The sequence below is a fragment of the Mesorhizobium bavaricum genome (assembly GCF_056781655.1).
Window position 1 is genome coordinate 439,946 of the sequence record NZ_CM165566.1, and the last position, 20,480, is coordinate 460,425.

Annotated in this window: 19 protein-coding genes, 1 tRNA gene and 1 pseudogene; 10 read left to right on the forward strand and 11 right to left on the reverse strand. The window is 62.7% G+C overall.

Annotated features, from left to right (window positions below):
• The first annotated feature begins 2 nt into the window (after positions 1 to 2).
• The 5 genes from AC1RZR_RS02140 to AC1RZR_RS02160 all read left to right on the forward strand — a co-directional run bounded on the left by AC1RZR_RS02140 (position 3) and on the right by AC1RZR_RS02160 (position 6,995).
• Positions 3 to 2,804, forward strand: coding sequence for a [protein-PII] uridylyltransferase (locus AC1RZR_RS02140; protein WP_477272414.1), 2,802 nt, complete (start codon positions 3 to 5; stop codon positions 2,802 to 2,804).
• Between the two features lie 46 nt (positions 2,805 to 2,850).
• Positions 2,851 to 4,458, forward strand: coding sequence for a murein biosynthesis integral membrane protein MurJ (gene murJ / locus AC1RZR_RS02145; RefSeq protein WP_481827499.1), 1,608 nt, complete (start codon positions 2,851 to 2,853; stop codon positions 4,456 to 4,458).
• Between the two features lie 118 nt (positions 4,459 to 4,576).
• Positions 4,577 to 5,644, forward strand: coding sequence for a tryptophan--tRNA ligase (trpS, locus tag AC1RZR_RS02150; protein ID WP_477272410.1), 1,068 nt, complete (start codon positions 4,577 to 4,579; stop codon positions 5,642 to 5,644).
• Between the two features lie 103 nt (positions 5,645 to 5,747).
• On the forward strand, positions 5,748 to 6,239 hold the full coding sequence (locus AC1RZR_RS02155) for a universal stress protein (RefSeq protein ID WP_477272408.1): 492 nt from the start codon (positions 5,748 to 5,750) through the stop codon (positions 6,237 to 6,239).
• 186 nt (positions 6,240 to 6,425) lie between these two features.
• Entirely contained in the window at positions 6,426 to 6,995 is a 570-nt protein-coding gene (locus AC1RZR_RS02160) for a NifU family protein (RefSeq protein ID WP_477272406.1), read from the forward strand.
• A 170-nt stretch (positions 6,996 to 7,165) separates the two neighbouring features.
• Here the strand turns inward: AC1RZR_RS02160 and AC1RZR_RS02165 are convergent, their stop codons facing one another.
• Entirely contained in the window at positions 7,166 to 7,783 is a 618-nt protein-coding gene (locus AC1RZR_RS02165; protein WP_477272404.1) for a L,D-transpeptidase, read from the reverse strand.
• A 222-nt stretch (positions 7,784 to 8,005) separates the two neighbouring features.
• Here AC1RZR_RS02165 and cueR point away from each other — a divergent pair, with 222 nt between their 5' ends.
• Entirely contained in the window at positions 8,006 to 8,428 is a 423-nt protein-coding gene (gene cueR / locus AC1RZR_RS02170) for a Cu(I)-responsive transcriptional regulator (protein WP_481827500.1), read from the forward strand.
• Positions 8,429 to 8,527: 99 nt separating this feature from the next.
• Entirely contained in the window at positions 8,528 to 8,905 is a 378-nt protein-coding gene (locus tag AC1RZR_RS02175; RefSeq protein ID WP_481827501.1) for a hypothetical protein, read from the forward strand.
• 544 nt (positions 8,906 to 9,449) lie between these two features.
• On the opposite strand, the gene AC1RZR_RS02180 is transcribed toward AC1RZR_RS02175, so the two are convergent.
• Positions 9,450 to 9,635 (reverse strand): hypothetical protein, encoded by a 186-nt coding sequence (locus tag AC1RZR_RS02180; protein ID WP_477272398.1) that lies wholly within the window; start codon positions 9,633 to 9,635, stop codon positions 9,450 to 9,452.
• A gap of 604 nt (positions 9,636 to 10,239) precedes the next feature.
• On the opposite strand from AC1RZR_RS02180, the gene AC1RZR_RS02185 reads away from it, so the two are divergent.
• A tRNA-Cys gene (locus AC1RZR_RS02185) sits at positions 10,240 to 10,313 on the forward strand.
• 96 nt (positions 10,314 to 10,409) lie between these two features.
• On the forward strand, positions 10,410 to 10,628 hold the full coding sequence (locus AC1RZR_RS02190; RefSeq protein WP_481827502.1) for a hypothetical protein: 219 nt from the start codon (positions 10,410 to 10,412) through the stop codon (positions 10,626 to 10,628).
• A gap of 95 nt (positions 10,629 to 10,723) precedes the next feature.
• Here AC1RZR_RS02190 and AC1RZR_RS02195 read toward each other — a convergent pair whose 3' ends face one another.
• From AC1RZR_RS02195 to AC1RZR_RS02215, 5 genes and pseudogenes are all read right to left on the reverse strand, one after another.
• Complete coding sequence (locus AC1RZR_RS02195) at positions 10,724 to 11,026, reverse strand: hypothetical protein (RefSeq protein WP_477272388.1); 303 nt, start codon at positions 11,024 to 11,026, stop codon at positions 10,724 to 10,726.
• A pseudogene (locus tag AC1RZR_RS02200) lies at positions 11,023 to 11,241 on the reverse strand (IS1 family transposase); the annotation flags it as partial. The pseudogene AC1RZR_RS02200 and the gene AC1RZR_RS02195, both read right to left, overlap by 4 nt.
• Positions 11,242 to 11,359: 118 nt before the next feature.
• On the reverse strand, positions 11,360 to 12,001 hold the full coding sequence (locus AC1RZR_RS02205; protein WP_481827503.1) for a PIN domain-containing protein: 642 nt from the start codon (positions 11,999 to 12,001) through the stop codon (positions 11,360 to 11,362).
• The gene (locus AC1RZR_RS02210) at positions 11,988 to 12,743 is read right to left on the reverse strand and encodes a hypothetical protein (RefSeq protein WP_481827504.1); all 756 of its coding nucleotides are present in this window, start codon (positions 12,741 to 12,743) and stop codon (positions 11,988 to 11,990) included. Before AC1RZR_RS02210 ends, AC1RZR_RS02205 begins: the two co-directional genes overlap by 14 nt.
• A gap of 20 nt (positions 12,744 to 12,763) precedes the next feature.
• A complete protein-coding gene (locus AC1RZR_RS02215; RefSeq protein WP_481827505.1) occupies positions 12,764 to 13,690 on the reverse strand; it encodes an IS1595 family transposase in 927 nt (308 codons plus the stop codon).
• A gap of 114 nt (positions 13,691 to 13,804) precedes the next feature.
• Here AC1RZR_RS02215 and AC1RZR_RS02220 point away from each other — a divergent pair, with 114 nt between their 5' ends.
• A complete protein-coding gene (locus AC1RZR_RS02220; RefSeq protein WP_477273100.1) occupies positions 13,805 to 14,305 on the forward strand; it encodes an MmcB family DNA repair protein in 501 nt (166 codons plus the stop codon).
• A gap of 29 nt (positions 14,306 to 14,334) precedes the next feature.
• Here the strand turns inward: AC1RZR_RS02220 and nhaA are convergent, their stop codons facing one another.
• The 4 genes from nhaA to hrpB all read right to left on the reverse strand — a co-directional run bounded on the left by nhaA (position 14,335) and on the right by hrpB (position 20,460).
• Positions 14,335 to 15,531: a Na+/H+ antiporter NhaA gene (gene nhaA / locus AC1RZR_RS02225; RefSeq protein WP_481827506.1), complete on the reverse strand. Its 1,197-nt coding sequence runs from the start codon at positions 15,529 to 15,531 to the stop codon at positions 14,335 to 14,337.
• A gap of 229 nt (positions 15,532 to 15,760) precedes the next feature.
• Entirely contained in the window at positions 15,761 to 16,324 is a 564-nt protein-coding gene (locus AC1RZR_RS02230; protein ID WP_477272381.1) for an ActR/PrrA/RegA family redox response regulator transcription factor, read from the reverse strand.
• Between the two features lie 85 nt (positions 16,325 to 16,409).
• Complete coding sequence (locus AC1RZR_RS02235) at positions 16,410 to 17,735, reverse strand: ActS/PrrB/RegB family redox-sensitive histidine kinase (protein WP_477272379.1); 1,326 nt, start codon at positions 17,733 to 17,735, stop codon at positions 16,410 to 16,412.
• A 262-nt stretch (positions 17,736 to 17,997) separates the two neighbouring features.
• Entirely contained in the window at positions 17,998 to 20,460 is a 2,463-nt protein-coding gene (hrpB, locus tag AC1RZR_RS02240; protein WP_481827507.1) for an ATP-dependent helicase HrpB, read from the reverse strand.
• Positions 20,461 to 20,480: the final 20 nt, after the last annotated feature.

Below are 20,480 nucleotides of genomic sequence, written 5' to 3' on the forward strand. Positions count from 1 at the left end.
CCATGGCGAAAATCTCCCTGAAGCTCGATGAACTGATCGACGGCGAGGCCCTGCGCCGCGAGATGACGGCGCTGACCGCGGCCACGGCCGGGGACGGCTCCGGACAGGCCGCGCGCAGCGGTGTGCTCCAGCTTCTCAAGGGGCGGCTGGCTGACGGACGCGCCGTTGCCGAACGCATGCTGCGCGACGATGGCGGCGGCCGTGCCTGTGCGGCGCGGCTGTCGCATCTCATGGACGAGATCATCCGGGCGCTTTACGATTTCGCCGTCACGCATGTCTACCGGGTCAAGAACCCGTCTTCGGCGGAGCGCATGGCCGTCGTCGCGGTCGGCGGCTATGGCCGCGGTACGTTGGCGCCGGGATCCGACATCGACCTGTTGTTCCTGTTGCCCTACAAGCAGACGCCGTGGGGCGAGCAAACCGTCGAATACATGCTCTACATGCTGTGGGATCTCGGGCTGAAGGTCGGCCACGCCACCCGCAACATCGACGAATGCCTGCGTCTGTCGCGCAACGACGTCACCATCCGGACCTCGATCCTCGAGGCGCGTTTCCTGTGGGGCGAACTCAAGCTCTATGACGAACTGATGCTGCGCTTCGACCACGAGGTGGTGCGTACGACCGGCCCCGAATACGTCCAGGCCAAACTTGCCGAACGCGACGATCGCCATGCCAAGGCCGGCGAAAGCCGCTATCTGGTCGAGCCCAACGTCAAGGACGGCAAGGGCGGCCTGCGCGACCTGCAGACGCTCTTCTGGATCGGCAAGTATTTCTACCGTGTGCGCACCGGCGAGGAACTGGTCGACAAGGGCGTCTTCACCGATGGCGAGTATCGCGAGTTCCAGAAGGCCGAGGATTTCCTGTGGGCGGTGCGCTGCCAAATGCATTTCCTTACCGGCAAGGCCGAGGAACGGCTGCATTTCGACATCCAGCGCGAGATCGCCGAGAGGCTCGGATACACCAGCCATCCCGGCCTGTCGGCGGTCGAGCGCTTCATGAAGCACTACTTCCTCGTCGCCAAGGATGTCGGCGACCTGACCCGCATCTTCTGCGCCGCGCTGGAGGAAGAGCAGGCCAAGCACGTGCCGGGCTTCAACCGCATCTTCCTCACCTTCTCGCGGCGCAAGCGCAAGCTTGCCGGCACCTCGGACTTCATCGTTGACAACCACCGCATCAACATCGCCGACGACCAGGTGTTCGAGCGCGATCCGGTCAACCTCTTGCGGTTGTTCTGGTTCGCCGACAAGCACGGCCTGGAATTCCACCCCGATGCGCTGAAGCTGCTGACCCGCTCGCTCGGCCTGGTCAACAAGTCGCTGCGGCGCGACGAGGAGGCCAACCGGCTCTTCCTCGACATCCTGACCTCCGACCGCAATGCCGAACTCAATCTGCGGCGCATGAACGAGGCCGGGCTGCTCGGCCGACTGATCCCGGATTTCGGCAAGATCGTCGCCATGATGCAGTTCTCGATGTACCACCACTACACGGTGGACGAGCACCTGATCCGCTGCATCGGCGTGCTGGCGGAGATCGAGCGCGGCGACGGCGAGAAGGTCCATCCCCTCTCCCACACGCTGATGCCAGGCCTGAAGAAGAGCCGCGAGGCGCTCTATGTCGCCGTGCTTCTGCATGACATCGCCAAGGGCAGGCCGGAGGATCATTCCGAGGCCGGAGCCAGGATCGCGCGGCGCATCTGCCCGCATATGGGGCTTTCGCCGGCAGATACGGAAACCGTCGCCTGGCTGGTCGAGAACCACCTCGTGATGTCGATGACGGCGCAGACCCGCGACCTCAACGACCGCAAGACCATCGAGGATTTCGCCGCTATCGTGCAATCGGTCGAGCGGCTGAAGCTGCTTTTGATCCTCACCGTCTGCGACATCAGGGGCGTCGGCCCCGGCGTCTGGAATGGCTGGAAGGGCCAGCTGCTGCGCACGCTCTACTATGAGACCGAACTTCTGTTGACCGGCGGCTTTTCGGAAGTGTCGCGCGCGCAGCGCACGGCGGCGGCGCGCGAGCGTCTGGCCGAGGCGCTTGCCTCCTGGCCGGACAAGGCCCGCAAGCGCTATGTCGCCCTGCATTATGAGAATTACCTGCTGACCGTCGATCTTGCCGATCAGCTGCGCCATGCCGAATTCATCCGCGAGGCGGACGCTTCGGGCAACAAGCTCGCCACCATGGTCAAGACCCACCAGTTCGAGGCAGTGACCGAAATCACCGTGCTGGCGCAGGACCATCCCCGCCTGCTCTCGGTCATCGCCGGGGCCTGCGCCGGAGCCGGCGGCAACATCGTCGACGCGCAGATTTTCACCACAGCCGACGGCCGCGCCCTGGACACGATCCTGATTTCAAGGGAATTCGACCGCGACGAGGATGAGCGTCGGCGCGCTGAGCGCGTCGGCCGGCTGATCGAGGATGTCCTGTCGGGCAAGAGCTGGCTGCCGGAGATGATCGAGAAGCGGACCAAGCCGCGGCGCGGAGCCAAGGTTTTCAAAATCCCGCCGCGGGCCGAAATCCGCAACGCGCTGTCGAACCGTTTTTCGGTCATCGAGGTCGAGGGGCTGGATCGGCCAGGACTGCTGTCGGAGATCACCGGAACGCTTTCCGACCTGTCGCTCGACATCGCATCGGCCCACATCACCACCTTCGGCGAAAAGGTCATCGACACTTTCTACGTCACCGACCTCACCGGCCAGAAGATTGACAGTCCGGCCCGCATCGCCACCATCCGCAACCGGCTGATGGCGGCGCTTGAAGGCGTCGTGCCCGAACGCGGCGGCAAGGCCAAGGCGGCGGCCGAGTGATCGCCACCATCACTTTGTCCCAATTCCGCAGGCAGTTCCCAAAAGCATGAGCCTCGTCAAGAAATTCGCAACGGTCGCTTCCGGCACGCTGATGAGCCGCGCGCTCGGCTTCGGCCGCGAGATGCTGATGGCGGCGGCGCTCGGCACCGGACCGGTCGCCGACGCCTTCAACGCCGCCTTCCAGTTTCCCAACACCTTTCGCCGGCTGTTTGCCGAGGGCGCCTTCAACGCCGCCTTCGTGCCGCTGTTCGCCAAGGAGATCGAGACGCACGGCACTGACGGCGCCAAGCGCTTCTCCGAGGAGGTGTTCGGCGTCTTGTTCACGGCGCTGCTGGCGCTGACCATCGTCATGGAACTGTCGATGCCGCTGATCGTGCGCTATCTGGTGGCGCCGGGTTTTGCCGGCACGCCAGGGAAATTCGACACCACGGTGACGCTGGCGACGATCATGTTCCCCTACCTGATCTGCATGTCGCTGGGCGCCATGATGGCGGGCATGCTGAATTCACTGCGTCGCTATTTCGCGGCGGCGGTGGCGCCGGTGTTTCTCAACATCATCCTGATCGGCGTGCTCGCTTGTGCCTGGTACAAGGGCTCCGACGCCCTCACAGTCGGTTACGGACTGTCCTGGGGCGTGCTTGCCGCCGGACTGGTGCAACTGGCGATCGTCTGGGTGGCGGTGCGCCATGCCGGCATCTCGATCGGCTTCCGCCGTCCGAAAATGACGCCCGCGGTCAAGCGGCTGCTGATCCTGGCGCTGCCGGCGGCGATCACCGGCGGCATCACCCAGATCAACCAGTTGATCGGCACGGCGATCGCCTCGGCGCAGAACAGCGCGGTGTCCTCGCTCGCCTATGCCGACCGCATCTACCAACTGCCGCTCGGCGTGGTCGGCGTCGCGGTCGCGATCGTGCTGTTGCCCGAACTGTCGCGAGCGCTGAAGTCGGGCAACCTGATCGAGGCGGCCAATCTGCAGAACCGCTCGGTCGAGTTCACGCTGTTCCTCACCTTGCCGGCAGCCGCCGCGCTCTGGGTGATGTCGGAGCCGATCGTGCGGCTGGTCTACGAGCGCGGCGCGTTTGCCGCCAACGGCTCGACGCCGACCGTGGCGGCGATCCTGGCAATCTTCGGCCTCGGTCTGCCGGCCTTCGTGCTGATCAAGGCGTTCACCCCAGGCTATTTCGCGCGAGAGGACACGCGCACGCCGATGATGTTCGCCGCCATCTCGGTGGCGGTGAACGTCACCACGGCGCTGACGCTGTTTCCGGAAATGGGCGCGCCCGGCATCGCCGTCGCCTCCGCCGTCGCCGGCTGGGTCAACGCCCTGATGCTGCTCGGCGTGCTGATCAGGCGTGGCCATTGGGGCCGCGACGTGCCGCTGATGAAACGCATTCCACGGCTGGTGCTGTCGGCGATCGTGATGGGGGCAGCGCTCTATTTTGCCGAGCACTGGTTCGCCGTCAGGCTCGGCCGCGGTGCGCCACTGGTTGTCAAGGCGACGACGCTTCTGGCGCTCGTCACCGGCGGGGCACTGCTCTACTTCATCACCGCCTTCGCCACCGGCGGCGCCGATTTCGGCATGATCCGGCGCAACGTCAAGCGGGGAACGGGCAAAGCGGCGCCGCCGGTGGCGAAGGCCAACCCGGACGAATAGACCGGACAAGATGACGGCAAAACCGGTCTTGATCGTATCGTCGTGTTCGTCCATAAGCGCGCCGTCGCAAGACTTTCGCCGCGCGCGAAACGGCCCTCCACAAGCCAAGGGAACAAGCATGACCGCCTTCAAGCCACTCGTCTTTTCCGGCGTCCAGCCGACCGGCAATCTGCATCTCGGCAATTATCTCGGCGCCATCAAGAAATTCGTCGCCCTGCAGGACACCTCCGATTGCATCTACTGCGTCGTCGACCTGCATTCGCTGACGGCACAGCTCGTCTATGACGATCTCGCCGACCAGACGCGGTCGATCACCGCGGCGTTCCTGGCCTCGGGCATCGACCCCAAGAAGCACATCGTCTTCAACCAGTCGCGGGTCATGCAGCATGCAGAGCTCGCCTGGATCTTCAATTGCGTGGCGCGCATCGGCTGGATGAACCGCATGACGCAGTTCAAGGACAAGGCCGGCAAGGACCGTGAGAATGCTTCGCTCGGCCTGCTTGCCTATCCGAGCCTGATGGCTGCCGACATTCTGCTCTACCGCGCCACCCATGTCCCGGTGGGTGAGGACCAGAAGCAGCACCTGGAGCTGACCCGCGACATCGCGCAAAAATTCAACAACGATTTTTCGGACCGCATCGCCGCCCTTGGCGTCGGCGTCGAGATGCAGGTCGGCGAAGAGACCGTGAACGGCTATTTCCCGCTGACCGAGCCGGTGATCGGCGGGCCGGCGGCGCGCATCATGTCGCTGCGCGACGGCTCGAAGAAGATGTCGAAATCGGATCCGTCGGACCTGTCGCGCATCAACCTGACCGACGATGCCGACGCCATCTCGAAGAAGATCCGCAAGGCCAAGACCGACCCGGAAGCGTTGCCGAGCGAACTGGACGGTCTGGCCAGCCGGCCTGAGGCGGAAAACCTGGTCGGCATCTATGCGGGTCTCGCCGATATGTCGAAGGCAGACGTGCTGAAAGAGTTCGCCGGCCAGCAGTTTTCGGTGTTCAAACCGGCGCTGGCCGACCTTGCGGTGGAAAAGCTGGCGCCGGTCGCCAGCGAGATGCGCCGCATTTCCGACGATCGCCCCTATGTCGACGCGGTGCTGAGGGACGGCGGCGAGCGCGCCGGCGTGCTGGCCGAAGCAACGATGAAGACGGTGCGCGACATCATCGGGCTGCTGCAGGACTGATCCCAACTCGAGTGCACTGCACCACACTGGCATAAGGCCGGCGGCTTGCCGCCGGTCTGCGGCGGTGGCAGATTGCGGCCGCAATGACACCGAGTAGGTAGACATGGTCTCCAAACGCCTCAGCCGTGAAGCCGGCCATCGCCGCAAGTTCCTGGCGATCATCGACGACACGCCGGAATGTGAGCGCGCCGTCGCCTACGCCTCGAAGCGGGCACAGAGCACCAGCGGCATGCTGGTGCTGCTCTATGTCATCGAGCCGGACGATTTCCAACACTGGCTGGGGGTCGAGAAGATCATGCGCGAGGAGGCAAACGCCACGGCGCGCGCGGCGCTCGACGGTTATGCCAACAAGGTGCGCCAGAAGCTTGGCATCGAGCCGGAGATGGTGGTGCGCGAAGGCAAGCCGACGGAAGAGATCCACAAGCTGATCGAGGAAGACCAGGACATCGCCATCCTGGTGCTGGCCGCCGGCGCCGGCAAGGAAGGGCCAGGACCGCTGGTCGGCGCCGTGGCCGGCAAGGGTGCCGCCTTCCCGATCCCGGTGACCGTGGTGCCGCAGAACCTCTCAGACGAGGAGATCGACAGCCTCGCCTGAGGTGTGCTGGTATTCAGGTGATGCCGGCCTGACCTGAATCTCAACACATCTCAAAGTGTGGTACTGGTCGCAAAAACATTCCGCCAGCCGGCCGTTCCGGCGATGCGTTTCGCTTGAATGTCCAGCCAATAGAGCCTATTTAGAATTATTCCAAACTGGTTGCCCGAAACGGGCACGGAGACGGCCATGTTCATCCAGACCGAATCGACGCCAAACCCGGCGACGCTGAAATTCCTGCCCGGCAAGGAAGTGCTTGTGGAAGGCACCGCCGATTTCCGCGATGCCGACAGTGCCGCCACCGCGTCCCCGCTGGCTGGCCGGCTGTTTGAGATTCCCGGCGTTACCGGTGTTTTCTTCGGCTATGATTTCATCACCGTGACCAAGGACGGTCCCGACTGGCAGCATTTGAAGCCGGCGATCCTCGGCGCCATCATGGAGCATTTCATGTCCGGCGCGCCTGTCATGGTCAAGGCCGGCCCCGCCGCCGAGACTAGCCTGACCGGTGAGTTCTACGACAAGGCTGACGAGGAACTCGTCATCACCATCAAGGAACTGCTCGACACGCGGGTGCGCCCGGCGGTCGCCCAGGACGGTGGCGATATCACCTTCCGCGGCTTCGAGAACGGCACCGTGTTCCTGCACATGAAGGGCGCCTGCGCCGGCTGCCCGTCATCGACGGCGACACTGAAGCACGGCATCCAGAATCTCCTGCGCCACTTCGTGCCGGAAGTGCAGCAGGTCGAGCAGGTCTCCTGATCGCTCGTTCTGCTGGCCGCTTTGCCGGCAAAACAGATTCAAACGCAGAAACAAAAAACCGGGCCAAATTGCCCGGTTTTCTGTTTGGGACGTCCGTTGTTGCCTAGACGGTCCGCGTATGAAAGGTGCCTCTATCTGCCAAAAACCGATACCGGTTTCGGCATCATGGTCTAAAGAACAATGACCTTGGCACCAACCGAGGTGCGGTCATAGAGGTCGATAATGTCCTGATTCATCAAGCGAATACAGCCTGATGACATCGCCTTGCCAATCGAATTCCATTCCGGGCTGCCATGCAGGCGATAGCCCGAATCACCGCCCCTGTTGAACAGGTACATGGCGCGCGCACCGAGCGGGTTCTTCAGGCCCGGCTCCATGCCGCCGGCAAACTTGGCCAGTTCCGGCTGGCGGTGGATCATCTGCGAAGGTGGCGTCCAGGTCGGCCATTCGCGCTTCAGCGCGATATGGGCGGTGCCGTGCCACTCGAAGCCCTCACGACCGACGCCGATGCCGTAGCGAATTGCCCGGCCGTCACCCTCGACGAAGTAGAGGAACTTGTTCTGCGTATCGACGATGATGGTGCCCGGCTTTTCCTTGGTGTCGTAATTCACCTCTTGCCGATGATATCTCATCGGCACCTTCTCGATCGGAATGCGCGGCAGCTGGTAACCGGCGTCGGTGACCGCGCCGTAGTCGTTGGAGAACATCTGCATGCCGATGCTGCTGCAACCGGCGATAGCAGTGGAAAGCGCCAGTGCGGCGACGATTGCAAGCGACTTCATGCGCATCAGGTGATCCGGTGCCCCAACTTCGGCGGCACGAGTCGGCCGCCTTCTCACCAGCATTCATGCTGGCATTTGCTTTGCTTGCCAAGCACGCGATGCCTATATGCTGTGGCTTGCGTGCTGGTAAGCGCACCACTATGGCATTTCGGCAACAGGCCTCGCAGGATTGTGAAGTAAATTCAATGGCCCCGTCCGCAAGCCTATTAAAAATCGAGGACAATCGTCATGAATGTCGGTGACGCCGCCCACCATTCAGGCCTGCCGGCCAAGACCATCCGCTACTATGAAGAGATCGGCCTGATCGCCCCTGCGCGCGCCGCCAACGGCTACCGCGACTATTCCAGCGACGACATCCACCGGCTGGCCTTTCTGCGGCGTGCACGCAATCTCGGCTTTTCCATCGACGATTGCCGCCAGTTGATGGCGCTCTACAAGGATCGGAGCCGCGCCAGCCATGACGTGCGCGAGATCGCCGCCGCCCATGTCAGGGCGATCGAGGAAAAGGTGCGCGAACTGCAGTCGATGCGCTCGACCCTGCAGACGCTGATCCACGCCTGCCATGGTGACGAAAGGCCGGACTGCCCGATCCTGGATGACATGGCGGGCGCGGTGTTGCTCAGCGGCAGGGATGCTTCGTCGGGCGCATAGGCGCCAAGCGTCTGGCGGGAGCATCATTTGGAAACTAGGAGGATTTACCGTAATATTAACTGTGGCTAATTCACGTCTCCCTGGTCGGAAGGGACCAAAGTGGGGAAGTTCCTGGCAGGCCTGTTGGCCGCGACGCTGGTGGCGTCGGCAGAACGATGCTGGTCCAAGGACAAGCTACCCTACAAGCCGATCTTCGAAGATGCAGTGAGAATGGCCAGCGCCCTGCGGTATTCCGACATCCTGAGCCAGGAATGCATGCACGGGCGGCGGTATCCGCAGAACAAAATCAAGAATGGCTTCAAAAGGCACTACGAGGAAATGCGACTGCAGTTGGTCGCCGAAGGGTATACCATTGTACCTGACGCGATTGAGAACAACTCACCCTGGGCACTGTCCGAGATGGAATTTGACGCCAAACGGCGGCTGGGGATCGCGCCCCAGTTCGGTTGTTTTCGAGCATATTGGCTGGATGATTGAGGCCTGCTTTTTTGAATTGGCCGATAGCGTGGTCCCCTGCGGCTGGGCACCGCCATAGGCTTAATTGCGCGATTGATAATATGCTCATAGTTCCAGCAGCGCGGAGGAGGTCAAAACCTTCCTGCAATGACCAGTGCGCCTTCGCATCCCCAAGGTAGCCCCAGCCGCCCCCGGTCATTTCATTTCCTGCCGATGGGTGCCGGGAGGGACTTCAGTCTTAGTTGAGCCACCGCTAATATGATTATAATCTGGGCATTGCGGGGATTCCCGCGATGGCCGGTGTGGCGCGCTTTCAACCCAAGCATCCCTGCACCGGCCATTCTTTTGCAGCCGGGAAACGGCTGGTCCGCTGAAATCGCTGCCTGGTTGCGCGACTGTCGGGTCCGCGAACGTGAAACGAGGAGTGAATGAGCGTGAAGAAGGGCACCCGCTTCACACTTTTCCTGCAATTGCTCGGACGTCGCCCTCGATATGACGACAGCAGACGTCATCGGGGAGGCCATCAACAGGATTCGATCAAAAGCTGGATTCGATCGATAGCAGCTTACTTTGAGCCCGTACGGCTGGGCGTCAATTCGCGCTGACGATCTCTCTGTTTTTCGAGGAACCGCTTGGCGTGTTCCCCCCAATCGGCTGCCGTGATTTTGTGTTCCTGAACGGACTTTCCGAATGCCTTGCGCAGAGCGTCAAGGTCAAAGGCCCACAGCTGCTCGCCTTTATTGTCGTTCAATGTCGCGTCGCCCATCCCCATTGAAGCGACGGTATGCCCTGCAAGTCAGGCCTTCAAGGACCAATGCCTGACTTCTTTTGGGTGCATCCGGGCGACTAGCGCTCCCAGCCAAATGAGAACGGGGGGGTGCCGAGCAATATGACCTGATCGTAGGGCGGGTGCCATCCCCCTACGGCTGGGTGGCGCCGCGCAGTTAAGTCACGCGCCAAGCGCTGCTGCCCCTACATCCTGATCGAGACATACGACAACAGGTAAAGGATCGCCATGGTCGCCGTCACGAATACGACCCACAAGCCTAAGCTGCTCATGCTTCCTCACTTCCCCTAGGTGAGGGTTGCGCCAGTCGAGCGCAAACGCAAGCCGCCATGGTGCGTTGTCCACCCCTTTTTGGAGCGCCAATTTTAGCGACGGCGCTCCCTAAAGTCCGCCGCGAGAGTGGCCGGCACGGGCATTATCCGACAGCACGCGTCGGCCATTTTGCGATCCGGGTTTGTCAACCGGATAATCGCCTTTGTTTACAGGTCCTGTAGCCATTCCCCTACGGCTGGGTAGCGCCTGCCGACAGGTTGACTAAGCGCTCATGGATTGGGCATAGAGGCACGAAGGTCTGAAGGCGGGACGGTGACGCATCGGTCTGCAAAACCGACGTAGTGGGTTCAATTCCCACTCAGACCTCCATAAACGATATAATCGCCCCAATAAGGGCGATTATGTACTTTGCAAACACGGGCCATAAATGGTAGTTTCCCTCGCGTTAGAAAGCGGGAGAGGTTCATGACCACTGGTCTATTAGACAAGGCTGATATCAGCATTCCTTGCCCTAGCTGCGGCAAGGTGAACAAGAAGGCCATCGGATGGCTGAAGACGCACAAGCAGATCAAATGTGCCAAGTGCGGTGACACTTTCGACTTGGACACGTCCCAATTCAACCGGGAGCTCCGTAAGGTCGATCAGGCCACCGCCAAGTTCAAGAAGACCTTCAAGATCAAATAGCGCTTGAGTCAGCGCTCTACCGTCCGCCAGCAACCTCACGGTCTGCATCGCTTCCTTCTCCGTTACGATTTTCGGGTAGTGGGTCAGTTTGAAATTCAGGAGTTCAGATCGGTAACAGGATTCGCGTAAACGACGATTCCAAAACCTTGTTGCAGCGCAGTCTCCGCAGCATTTCGCAAGGCTTCATCGCCGATCGAAGAAATTTCAATTGCAAGTTTTTTTGCGTCTCTCAGCTCGATCTGCTCCCAACCGCATGTGGTAAGAAACCGTGGCGTCGATGAAAGCGCGGCCTCCAAATCGTCGGCATTCGCAAAAACCAAGAGCGCGTGGCGTTCCCCATCGGGATATTCATGATGCCTCTCCGCACAAGCTACAATTTTTAATATATGAACGCTCACTTAGCCTCTCGTACTTTCTTGTAGGGTCCGCGAACCAACGGCTTTTCGGCTTCCTTCGCTTCGATCAGCGCAACGATATCGCCGATCTCCCAAAGCTTGTCAGTCACGCCAGCGGCCATCGCCGGGGTCATGCGCAAGGTCGCATGGATGCGAACAAAATTGTAGTACATGAAGTGGAGCGCGACCGCGTTCGCATGGGCTTCAACTGACCCACTACCCGTTCATTTGTTATCTTTTGCTATCCCTTTCGGCTTCGGCTTCGGCTTCGGAGCGGGCGGCATGTGCGCCAGCTTGCCCATTAGGCCATCGGCAGCCGAACTCTCTTCGTCGGCTTCAATCTCCCGGGCCGTCTCCAAGAACGCTCTCGACTGGTCCGGGTTCGCTACTGGCCGCGAGGGGCGGTGCGGTGATTGGCTGATCTTCGCTGCCATCTTTGATCTTCCAAGGTTCAAGTTCGAGTTTGTATTGCGCGTCTTCGGGAGGCAGTTCGAGGTCTGCCAAGCCAATAACCTGGATGTTGGCACGGGCCGCTACTGCTCGAATGCCGCGATCATCTGAATAAATCGCTGTCGCCTTTGTGACGAGCGCTATGGCGACAATCTGTCGATCATATTTCAGCTTGGCGTGCGTCGATGCCTCGTTTCGCTTTCCCGGGCGCTTGCCGCCATCGGCCGAATTCCGGGTCATCGCGGCCACTTCGATTGCAGCCCTTACGTCAAACGGCTCGATACGGAAGATAGCCTTAGCATTGATGGCTTCAACCAGCCGCTCCGCTTCGGTCGGAATCACACGAACCAATATTTCGCTTAGAGCCGGAGTGGGAATGATGATCTTCGTGCGCGCTTTTTCCAAGTTTTCGACTAGGAAGTTAAGCCGCTCAATCGGCTTCTCTATCGGGATTCCAGCAGCGCCGCTCGGGGTGCCAACACCCGGGCGGAGGAGCAACATCAACGTTGTTGCGTCAATGACTACCATTCGTTTCGGCTGGCCCGTGGCGCAGGGTTTCTAGTTCATCGAAAGCGCCCTGCTCGAACTCGTACGGCAAGGATCTGATTTGGTTTAGAGCCTCTGTGAGGGTTCCGCCCTCTAGCGGCACAAAGCCTTCCACCTTGAAGCCTAGAAGGTTCCAGCGGCCCTCGTCGTCGCGAAGCCAAGTCCCTATTCCGATCAGCCTAACCGGCTCATCAAAATAGCGGGCAAGCTCCTTGCCAATCTGGCGGTCGGTTGTGGATATGCCGGAAACAATCTCATTCTCGGTGCGCAGGCGAATGTGCACCGTCTCATTGCCGCCGAACGCGATGAGGATGCCGTCCAGCGTCCCGTGCTGCTTAACCGGCGGGTACTTCTCTTTCTCATCCCTGATGCCAGGAAATTCGATTACGACGCCCTTCTTCTCCTCAAGCACGGCAACGCCGTTGTCTTCCCGAAGAAGCCGGTTCATGGCGCGATACGCCCTCAACGCGTCATCCGGCGCACCTTGCTGCCGGCGCACGCGCGCAACCCTGTCGCGGACCTTCGGGACGGCTTCACGGTCGATCCGTTGGACCATGACCGTACTACCGCGCTCAAGGTGCGTGAAATGAACGGCGCTCTCCTCACCAAGAATTACAGCCAGCTCGGCCATGTAAACGGCCAAGCGCGCCATAGGCATGGATTCGGGCGTATAGGCTTCGATCTTGAAGCGGTATTCAACGCCAGTGAGTTTGCGCGTGGCCATTCTCGCTTGCTGTCTCCTCCTTAGATCGAAGCCGGAGACGAGTCCCTGTATTTGAGGCGCTTTCCAACGATACCAGCCATAGCCTTGACCGTCCTGTTCTTGTCATCGACGCCAAGCGCGATGCGGTTGCTGTAGCGGAAATCGAACTCTGCCAGATAGCGGTGAAGATGCTGCTCGCCGCAATGCTGATAGACGCCCTTCATGCCGCGCTTAAAGATACTGTAGTAGCCTTCGACCGTGTTCGTATGAACGTCGCCGCGAACATATTCGTCCTTGGAGTGCGTGACGAAATCGTGAGAGGCGAAGTCCTGACCGGCGCGACGATAGATGCCGCTCTCGTCGGTCATGAGCGCGCTTTCCTTGGCGATGTTGGCGCGGACTATAGGCATGATGTTGCCCATGCGAGCGGTATCGACATGGAAAGAACGGGCGATGCCGCCGCGCTCGACAAGCGTAACAACTGTGTTCTTGTGAGCGCCGCCGCCGGGCTTCACCGTGGTGCCTTTCAGGCGACCGATATAGGTTTCATCAACTTCGACGTGCTTGCCTTCGCCGCCCATCGGGGAGAAGTCAGTAGAGCGCATTGCCTCACGCAAGCGATGGAACATGAACCACGCGGTCTTGTACTGGACCTGCAAAGTTCGGTGCAGTTGGTGAGCGCTGATACCCTTCTTGCTGGACGCCAGAAGGTGCGCTGCTTGCCACCACTTATGCAGCGGAACGTGGCTGGACTCGAACACGGTTCCGACCTTCACAGTGAACTGCTTCTTGCACTCCAAGCAGCGGCGAAGGCCCGTGCGAGCGGTCGCGCCAGTGACGCGGGTAATGCGCGTCTGTTCGCAGTTGCCGCACTTCGGACAAACCGGACCTTCCGGCCAAACAATCGCTTCCAGCCGCTCAAAAGCAGCTTCTTCGTTGTGGAAATGGGGTTCGGAAAGGATGCTCATTGCCGTGCCTCTAGTGTGGTTTCACACTAGCACCGACACGCCGTGTTTGTAAAGTACATAATCGCCCCAATAAGGCGGGTTCAAACCGTGAACAGAATCTGGCATGGTGCCGCCATGCCGATCATCTCCCCTATCCCAATCAACCCCCTCATCGACGGTCGTCAGTCGGAGCGCGCCATGCTGGTGCGGCGCGGCGTGCAGCGGCTTTTGATGGAGATGGGCGCGCATGTGCTACCCGAACTGTCGCTGGCCACCGGCCGCCGCGCCGACCTCGTCGCGTTGACGCGCCAGGGCGACATCTGGATCATCGAGATCAAATCGTCGATCGAGGATTTCCGGGTCGACCGCAAATGGCCGGATTACCGGCTGCATTCCGACCGCTTCTTCTTCGCCACGCATCCCGGCGTGCCCTCGGAGATCTTTCCGGAGGAGTGCGGCTTCATCCTCTCCGACGGCTACGGCGCCGAAATCCTGCGCGACGCGCCGGAGCACCGCATGGCGGCAGCAACGCGCAAGGCACTGATGCTGCGGATCGCGCGGGCCGGTGCCTCGCGGCTGCTGGCGGCCGAGCTTGCCGGCGTGTCGGTGCCGGCGCTGGAGGGTGAGAGCGAGTAGTTCACAGAACCCGGAGTTTGCCGACCAGCCTACTCTTCGCTCTCCTCCGCCCCATCCGCAGCCGGCGCCATCAAAAGCACGGCGGCGCCGAGGATGGCGGCGATGAAGGAGCCGGCGAGGATGCCGACCTTGACCGCGTCCTGGAGTGCCGCGTCGCTGGCGAAGGCGAGCAGGCCGATGAAGAGGCTCATGGTGAAGCCAATGCCGCACAGCAGCGAGATGCCGACCAGGTGCGACCAACCGGCATTGGCCGGCAGGTCGGCAAGGCCGAACCGGATGGCAAGTGCCGAGGAGCCGAACACGCCAACCAGCTTGCCGACGACGAGGCCGGCGGCGACACCCAGCGTCAACGGTTCGATCAGCGCGCCGACGCTCAGGCCGGCGAGCGAAACGCCGGCATTGGCAAAGCCGAAGATCGGGATGACGACGAAGGGAACGATCTTGTGCAGGCCGTGCTCGAGCCGGTGCAGCGGCGAATGGTCGAGATCGTGGCTGATCCCGGCGGAGCGTTCGAGCGGAATGGTCAACGCCAGCGCCACGCCGGCAAGTGTGGCATGGACGCCCGATTTCAGCACCAGCACCCACAGGACGGCACCGAGCACGAGATAGGGCAGCAGCGTCATCACCCGCATGCGGTTGAGCACGACGAGCACGGCAATGACGGCGAAAGCAGCCCCGAGATAGGCTGATGACAGGCCGCTGGTGTAGAAGATGGCGATGATGATGACGGCGCCGAGATCATCGATGATGGCCAGCGCGGTGAGGAACACTTTCAGCGACGCCGGCACACGGCTGCCGAGCAGCGACAGCACGCCGAGCGCGAAGGCGATGTCGGTGGCGGTCGGGATCGCCCAGCCGGACAGTGCCGCCGCACTGTCACGGTTGATCGCGACATAGACGAGCGCCGGAACCACCATGCCGCCGGCGGCAGCGATGCCGGGCAGGACGCGGCGCGGCCAGGTCGAAAGCTGGCCGTCCAGCACCTCACGCTTGATCTCCAGCCCGACGAGCAGGAAGAACACCGCCATCAGCCCGTCATTGACCCAGTGCGAGACGCTGAGCGGGCCGAGATAGGCGTGGAGCGCCGAGAAGTAGGTTTCGGAGAGCGGCGAGTTGGCGACGATCAGGGCCAGAGCCGCCGCCACCATCAGGATGATGCCGCCGGCCGCCTCGCCATCGAGAAATTCGCGGAAGACGGAAACCGGCCGCTGCTTCAAGTCCCGCATGTCGCCTCCGTCATGCCGCCTGTTGGCTGGCGTCATTCGCGATGATGCCCCGTCAGCCGGGCAAGTACCAGACCGTGTTTCGGCGTCTCAGAGACTGTTTCGAAATTCGTTATAGCGAGTCATATGGTGGTGGTTTCGAGAACCGTAGCGCAGCGGACATCGGTCCGTGAGCAACGGAAGCGCAGAAAACACCCCCAGAGGCCGCCAGAGCGGATTTCCAAACAGTCTCTCAGCGCGGCGCGCGCTTGGCCAGTATCCGCTGCAAGGTGCGGCGATGCATGTTGAGCCGGCGCGCCGTCTCGGAAACATTGCGCTCGCACATTTCATAGACGCGCTGGATATGTTCCCAGCGGACGCGGTCGGCCGACATCGGGTTTTCCGGAGGCGCTGCGCGCTCGCCTGCCGTGCGGGTGAGCGCGGCGAAGATGTCGTCGGCATCGGCGGGCTTGGAGAGATAATCGATGGCGCCGAGCTTCACCGCGGTCACCGCGGTGGCGATGTTGCCGTAGCCGGTCAGGATGATGGTGCGGGAATCGTCGCGCTTCTCACGGATCGCCGCGACCACGTCGAGGCCGTTGCCGTCGCCGAGCCGCATGTCGACCACGGCATAGGCGGGCGGATTGGCGCGCGCCTTGGCGACCGCCTCCTCGACGCTCTCGGCCGTCTCGACCACGAAGCCCCTGGTTTCCATGGCGCGGGCCAGACGCGTGAGGAACGGCTTGTCGTCATCGACGATGAGCAGCGAGGTGTCCTCGCCTTCAACCATTGCGCCAATATTTTCGTCGCCTGTCATAGTCGCAAAATTCCTGCTGCCTTAATTTTACGCAGATATAGTTCCTGAGCCTGATTGTCCAATTCTTCGAGCCCTTGCAAGGCTCTCAGGCGGTGTCGAACATGCTGGCCGAGGTGATTTCCGGATTGAGGAACACACCACGCGGCCACGATATCTGTACCACGGCGCCCTCGCCCAGGCCGCTCGAATTGCGGAAATCGAGCGTCGCGCCCGAGCGTTCGAGCAGCGTCTTGGCGATAAACAGCCCCAACCCCAGGCCGCCGCCGGCTTCCGTGCCCTGGCGCGTCGACATATAGGGCTCGCCGATACGGTCGATGATCTCAGCCGGAAAGCCTGGCCCGTCATCGATGATCGAGAAGGCCACAGTGGTGTCGTCCCAGCTCCAGCGCACGGTGACGCTCTTGCGGGCAAAATCGACGGCGTTCTCGACCAGGTTGCCGAGGCCGTAGATGACGCCCGGATTGCGGCGTCCGACGGGTTCGGGCCCGATGCGCTCGCCAGGCCGAAGCTTGATCGAGATGCCGAAGTCGCGATGCGGGGCGGTGACCTCCTCGACCAGCGAGGTCAGCGGCAGCCGGGAAAGATGCGCCTCGCCCTCGGACGACAGGCTGGTCAGGCGCTTGAGGATCTCGCGGCAGCGCTCGCTCTGCGAACGCAGCAGCCTGACGTCTTCGCCGTATTTCGCATCATTGCCGAGCGCCTTTTCCATCTCCTTGGCGACAAGCGTGATGGTGGCGAGCGGCGTGCCAAGCTCGTGCGCGGCGGCCGCCGCCAGCCCGTCGAGCGCCGAAAGGTGCTGCTCGCGCTGCAGCACCAGTTCGGTGGCGGCAAGCGCATTGGCCAGAAGCCGCGCCTCGGCGGCCACCCGGAAGGCATATATGGCGGTGAAGGCGATCGAGGACAGCACCGCCATCCAGATACCGGCGACATAGATGAACGGCATCGCCAACGGCGCGCCTTCATGCCAGGGCAACGGCAGATGAACAAAGACCAGCAGAGTCGCCGCCGCCATCACCAATCCACCGAGAATCGCGGTCAAGCGCAGGGGCAGCGATGTCGCCGAAATGACGACGGGCACGGTCATCAGCAGCGAGAACGGGTTGGTGAGACCACCGGTCATGTAAAGCAGGCCGGCAAGCTGCAGGCTGTCGAAGATGAGGATGCCGAAGGCCGCGAGCGGGGTGAGCCGGTGCGCCGCCGGAAAGTGAAAGGCGAGAAACAGGTTCATCCAGGCCGAACAGGCGATCAGCGCGAAGCAGAGACTGACAGGCAGCGGGAATTTCAAGCCGTAGGCGACGACGAGAACCGTCACGCTCTGGCCGACGATGGCCAGCCAGCGCAGCCGGATCAGCGTGTTGAGGCGCAGTCTCTGGCTCTGCTGGAAATCGGGCGAACGCAAAACGTTGATCATGGTGATGGATTACAGCCGCTGAACGGCGAACGCTAGTAGCGCTGCACCGGCGATCTGACGGGTTGGAAGCCTCTTGTCGACCGAATTTCATCGTTCGTTTCGGGTGGACCAAAAACTCGGGGTTGGCCGAAACAACATCGTCATCCGCGAGCGAAGCGGACGCGGAGACCCGATGATGACAAAGCGATGGGCGTTTGCGCCAATCGCCAGGGCATGCAGTCCGCGGCCGCACGCGCTTCATGAAAAGTGCTGCGTCGAGGGGCTATGTCCCGCGCGGCTTGGCGCGGGCGGTGGCGGCGGCGAGCAGCGGATTTTCCGGCCAGACATGCTTGGGATAGCGGCCGCGCATGTCGGCGCGCACATCGGCCCAGGAACCGCGCCAGAAGCCAGGCAGGTCGCGCGTCGTCTGGATCGGCCGGTGCGCCGGCGACAGAAGTTCGAGGGTCAGCGGCACCGTGCCGCCGGCGATGGCCGGATGGCGGTCGAGGCCAAACAGCTCCTGCACGCGAACCGCCAGCACCGGCCATTCGCCGTCATAGCGGATCGGCACGTGGCTGCCCGACGGGGCGTCGAAATGGGTTGGCGCGAGCGTGTCGATCCGGCGCTGCAAGTCGTGCGGCACGAGTGTGGCGAGCCCAGCCGAAACAACGCCCGGATCTATGGCGGCAAAGGATGCTGCGCCGGACAGGAACGGCAGCAGCCAGTCGTCGAGGCGCTCGATGAGGGCGGCATCGGCCATGTCAGGCCACGGCGCTCCCAGTCCGCGATGCAGCCAGGACAGCCGCTGGCGCAGCGTTTGCGCCTCCTTGTCCCAGGTCAGCAGCGACAGCCCATGCTCGCGTACCGCATCGAGGATGGCGCGATCGGCATCGGCGCCGGTTGGCGGCGGCAGCATGCGCTCGGCGAGCGTGATGGCGCCGAGACGCACCGTCTCGCGCACACGCACGGCGCGGCGGTCGCGGTCGAAGCTCGTTTGCCTGCGTGTTTCGATCCTGTCGGCAAGGGCGGTGCGGACATCGTCCTCGCCGATTGCCGCCGCAGCCGTGATGCGCGCATTCTGCGCCTTGCCCTGCAGGTCGGCGACGACCAGAAACGGCTCGCCCGCCAGCGGGTCGGCAGTGTCGAGCATGGCGCCGGAACCGTTGGCCAGCACGAAACGGCCGCGCTCGCCACGCGCCTTGGCGACCCGGTCCGGCCAGGCGTGGACGAGGAGGAGGCCGGCGGAAACGACTTCGCCGCTCCTCGCGCCGCCGGCCTCTCTCGCCAGCCGTTCGGCAAGCTGGCGCGCCGCGCTCGCACGCGGCGATCGTTCAGAGCGAAAGCGCATCAGCCGCCGTTCCAGATCGGCGCCGTCACCGCCAAGACCACGCTCGGTGAGCAGCACGGCAAGCATGGCTGCCTCGTCGCCATGACGGCTCCCGGCTGCCTCGGCGACCATATGCGCCAGCCGCACCGGCAGAGCGAGCTTGCGCATCGCAGCGCCTTGCTCCGTCAGGCGCCCGGCCTCGTCGATGGCATCGAGCGCGCGCAGCAGCACCCTCGCCTCGTTGAGCGCCGGCGCGGGCGGCGGATCGAGAAAGGCGAGGCTCGTCGGGTCGGCGACACCGAAGGCGGCGCAATCGAGCAACAGGCCGGACAGGTCGGCTTCGAGAATTTCCGGTGGCGTGAAGGCGGGGAGCGCGGCCATCTGTTCGGCGCGCCAAAGCCGCATGGCGACGCCCGGCTGGGTACGGCCGGCACGACCGGCGCGCTGGTCGGCGGAAGCCTTGCTGACGCGCACGGTTTCCAGCCGGGTGAGGCCGCTGGCCGGCTCGTAGCGCGGCAGCCGCGACAGGCCGGAATCGATGACGACGCGCACGCCGTCGATGGTGATCGAGGTTTCGGCGATTGAGGTCGCCAACACCACCTTGCGGCGGCCTGCAGGCGCTGGCTTGATCGCCGCGTCCTGCGCCTTGCCGTCGAGCATGCCGTAGAGCGGCACGAGGTCAACGTCTGCGCCGACCTTGCCTGCCAGCCGCTCGGCGGTGCGCTCGATCTCGCGCTGGCCGGGCAGGAAAGCGAGCACGCTGCCGCTTTCTTCAGCGAGAGCAGATCGAATCGCCTTGGCCATGGCGTCCTCGATGGTGGTGCCGGCCGGACGTTCGTCGTAGCGGACATCGACAGGGAAGGCGCGGCCCTCGCTCTCGATCACCGGTGCGCCCGACAGCAGTTTGGCGACGCGTGCGCCGTCGAGCGTCGCCGACATCACCAGCACCCGCAGATCCGGCCGCAGCGCCCCTTGCACGTCGAGCGCCAGCGCAAGACCGAAATCGCCATCGAGCGAACGCTCGTGGAATTCATCGAAGATCACCGCCGAGATTCCGGGCAGTTCGGGGTTGTCGAGGATCATGCGCGCCAGCACACCTTCGGTGACAACCAATATCCGGGTCTTTGCCGAGGTGCGGTTCTCCATGCGCATGGCATAACCGACGGTGGCGCCGGCCTCCTCGCCGAGCAATTCGGCCATGCGGCGGGCGGCGGCGCGCGCGGCAAGCCGGCGCGGTTCGAGCAGCACGATCTTGCCGGCACCGAGCCAGGGCGCATCGAGCAGCGCCAGCGGCACCAGCGTCGTCTTGCCGGCGCCGGGCGGCGCCACCAGTACGGCGCTGTTGCGTTCGTCCAGCGCTTCACTCAGCGCCGGAAGCACGGCGGATACGGGAAGCTCCGGCAAGGGTTTCGTGGTCATCGTTCCAGGGATGCGTTCGT

Bases quoted from the DNA above. Each gene is read 5' to 3' on its own strand.
- AC1RZR_RS02140 (WP_477272414.1), top strand. From the start codon at position 3: ATGGCGAAAATCTCCCTGAAGCTCGATGAACTGATCGACGGCGAGGCC.
- murJ (WP_481827499.1), top strand. From the start codon at position 2,851: ATGAGCCTCGTCAAGAAATTCGCAACGGTCGCTTCCGGCACGCTGATG.
- trpS (WP_477272410.1), top strand. From the start codon at position 4,577: ATGACCGCCTTCAAGCCACTCGTCTTTTCCGGCGTCCAGCCGACCGGC.
- AC1RZR_RS02155 (WP_477272408.1), top strand. From the start codon at position 5,748: ATGGTCTCCAAACGCCTCAGCCGTGAAGCCGGCCATCGCCGCAAGTTC.
- AC1RZR_RS02160 (WP_477272406.1), top strand. From the start codon at position 6,426: ATGTTCATCCAGACCGAATCGACGCCAAACCCGGCGACGCTGAAATTC.
- AC1RZR_RS02165 (WP_477272404.1), bottom strand. From the start codon at position 7,783: ATGCGCATGAAGTCGCTTGCAATCGTCGCCGCACTGGCGCTTTCCACT.
- cueR (WP_481827500.1), top strand. From the start codon at position 8,006: ATGAATGTCGGTGACGCCGCCCACCATTCAGGCCTGCCGGCCAAGACC.
- AC1RZR_RS02190 (WP_481827502.1), top strand. From the start codon at position 10,410: ATGACCACTGGTCTATTAGACAAGGCTGATATCAGCATTCCTTGCCCT.
- AC1RZR_RS02205 (WP_481827503.1), bottom strand. From the start codon at position 12,001: ATGGTAGTCATTGACGCAACAACGTTGATGTTGCTCCTCCGCCCGGGT.
- AC1RZR_RS02210 (WP_481827504.1), bottom strand. From the start codon at position 12,743: ATGGCCACGCGCAAACTCACTGGCGTTGAATACCGCTTCAAGATCGAA.
- AC1RZR_RS02215 (WP_481827505.1), bottom strand. From the start codon at position 13,690: ATGAGCATCCTTTCCGAACCCCATTTCCACAACGAAGAAGCTGCTTTT.
- AC1RZR_RS02220 (WP_477273100.1), top strand. From the start codon at position 13,805: ATGCCGATCATCTCCCCTATCCCAATCAACCCCCTCATCGACGGTCGT.
- nhaA (WP_481827506.1), bottom strand. From the start codon at position 15,531: ATGCGGGACTTGAAGCAGCGGCCGGTTTCCGTCTTCCGCGAATTTCTC.
- AC1RZR_RS02230 (WP_477272381.1), bottom strand. From the start codon at position 16,324: ATGACAGGCGACGAAAATATTGGCGCAATGGTTGAAGGCGAGGACACC.
- AC1RZR_RS02235 (WP_477272379.1), bottom strand. From the start codon at position 17,735: ATGATCAACGTTTTGCGTTCGCCCGATTTCCAGCAGAGCCAGAGACTG.
- hrpB (WP_481827507.1), bottom strand. From the start codon at position 20,460: ATGACCACGAAACCCTTGCCGGAGCTTCCCGTATCCGCCGTGCTTCCG.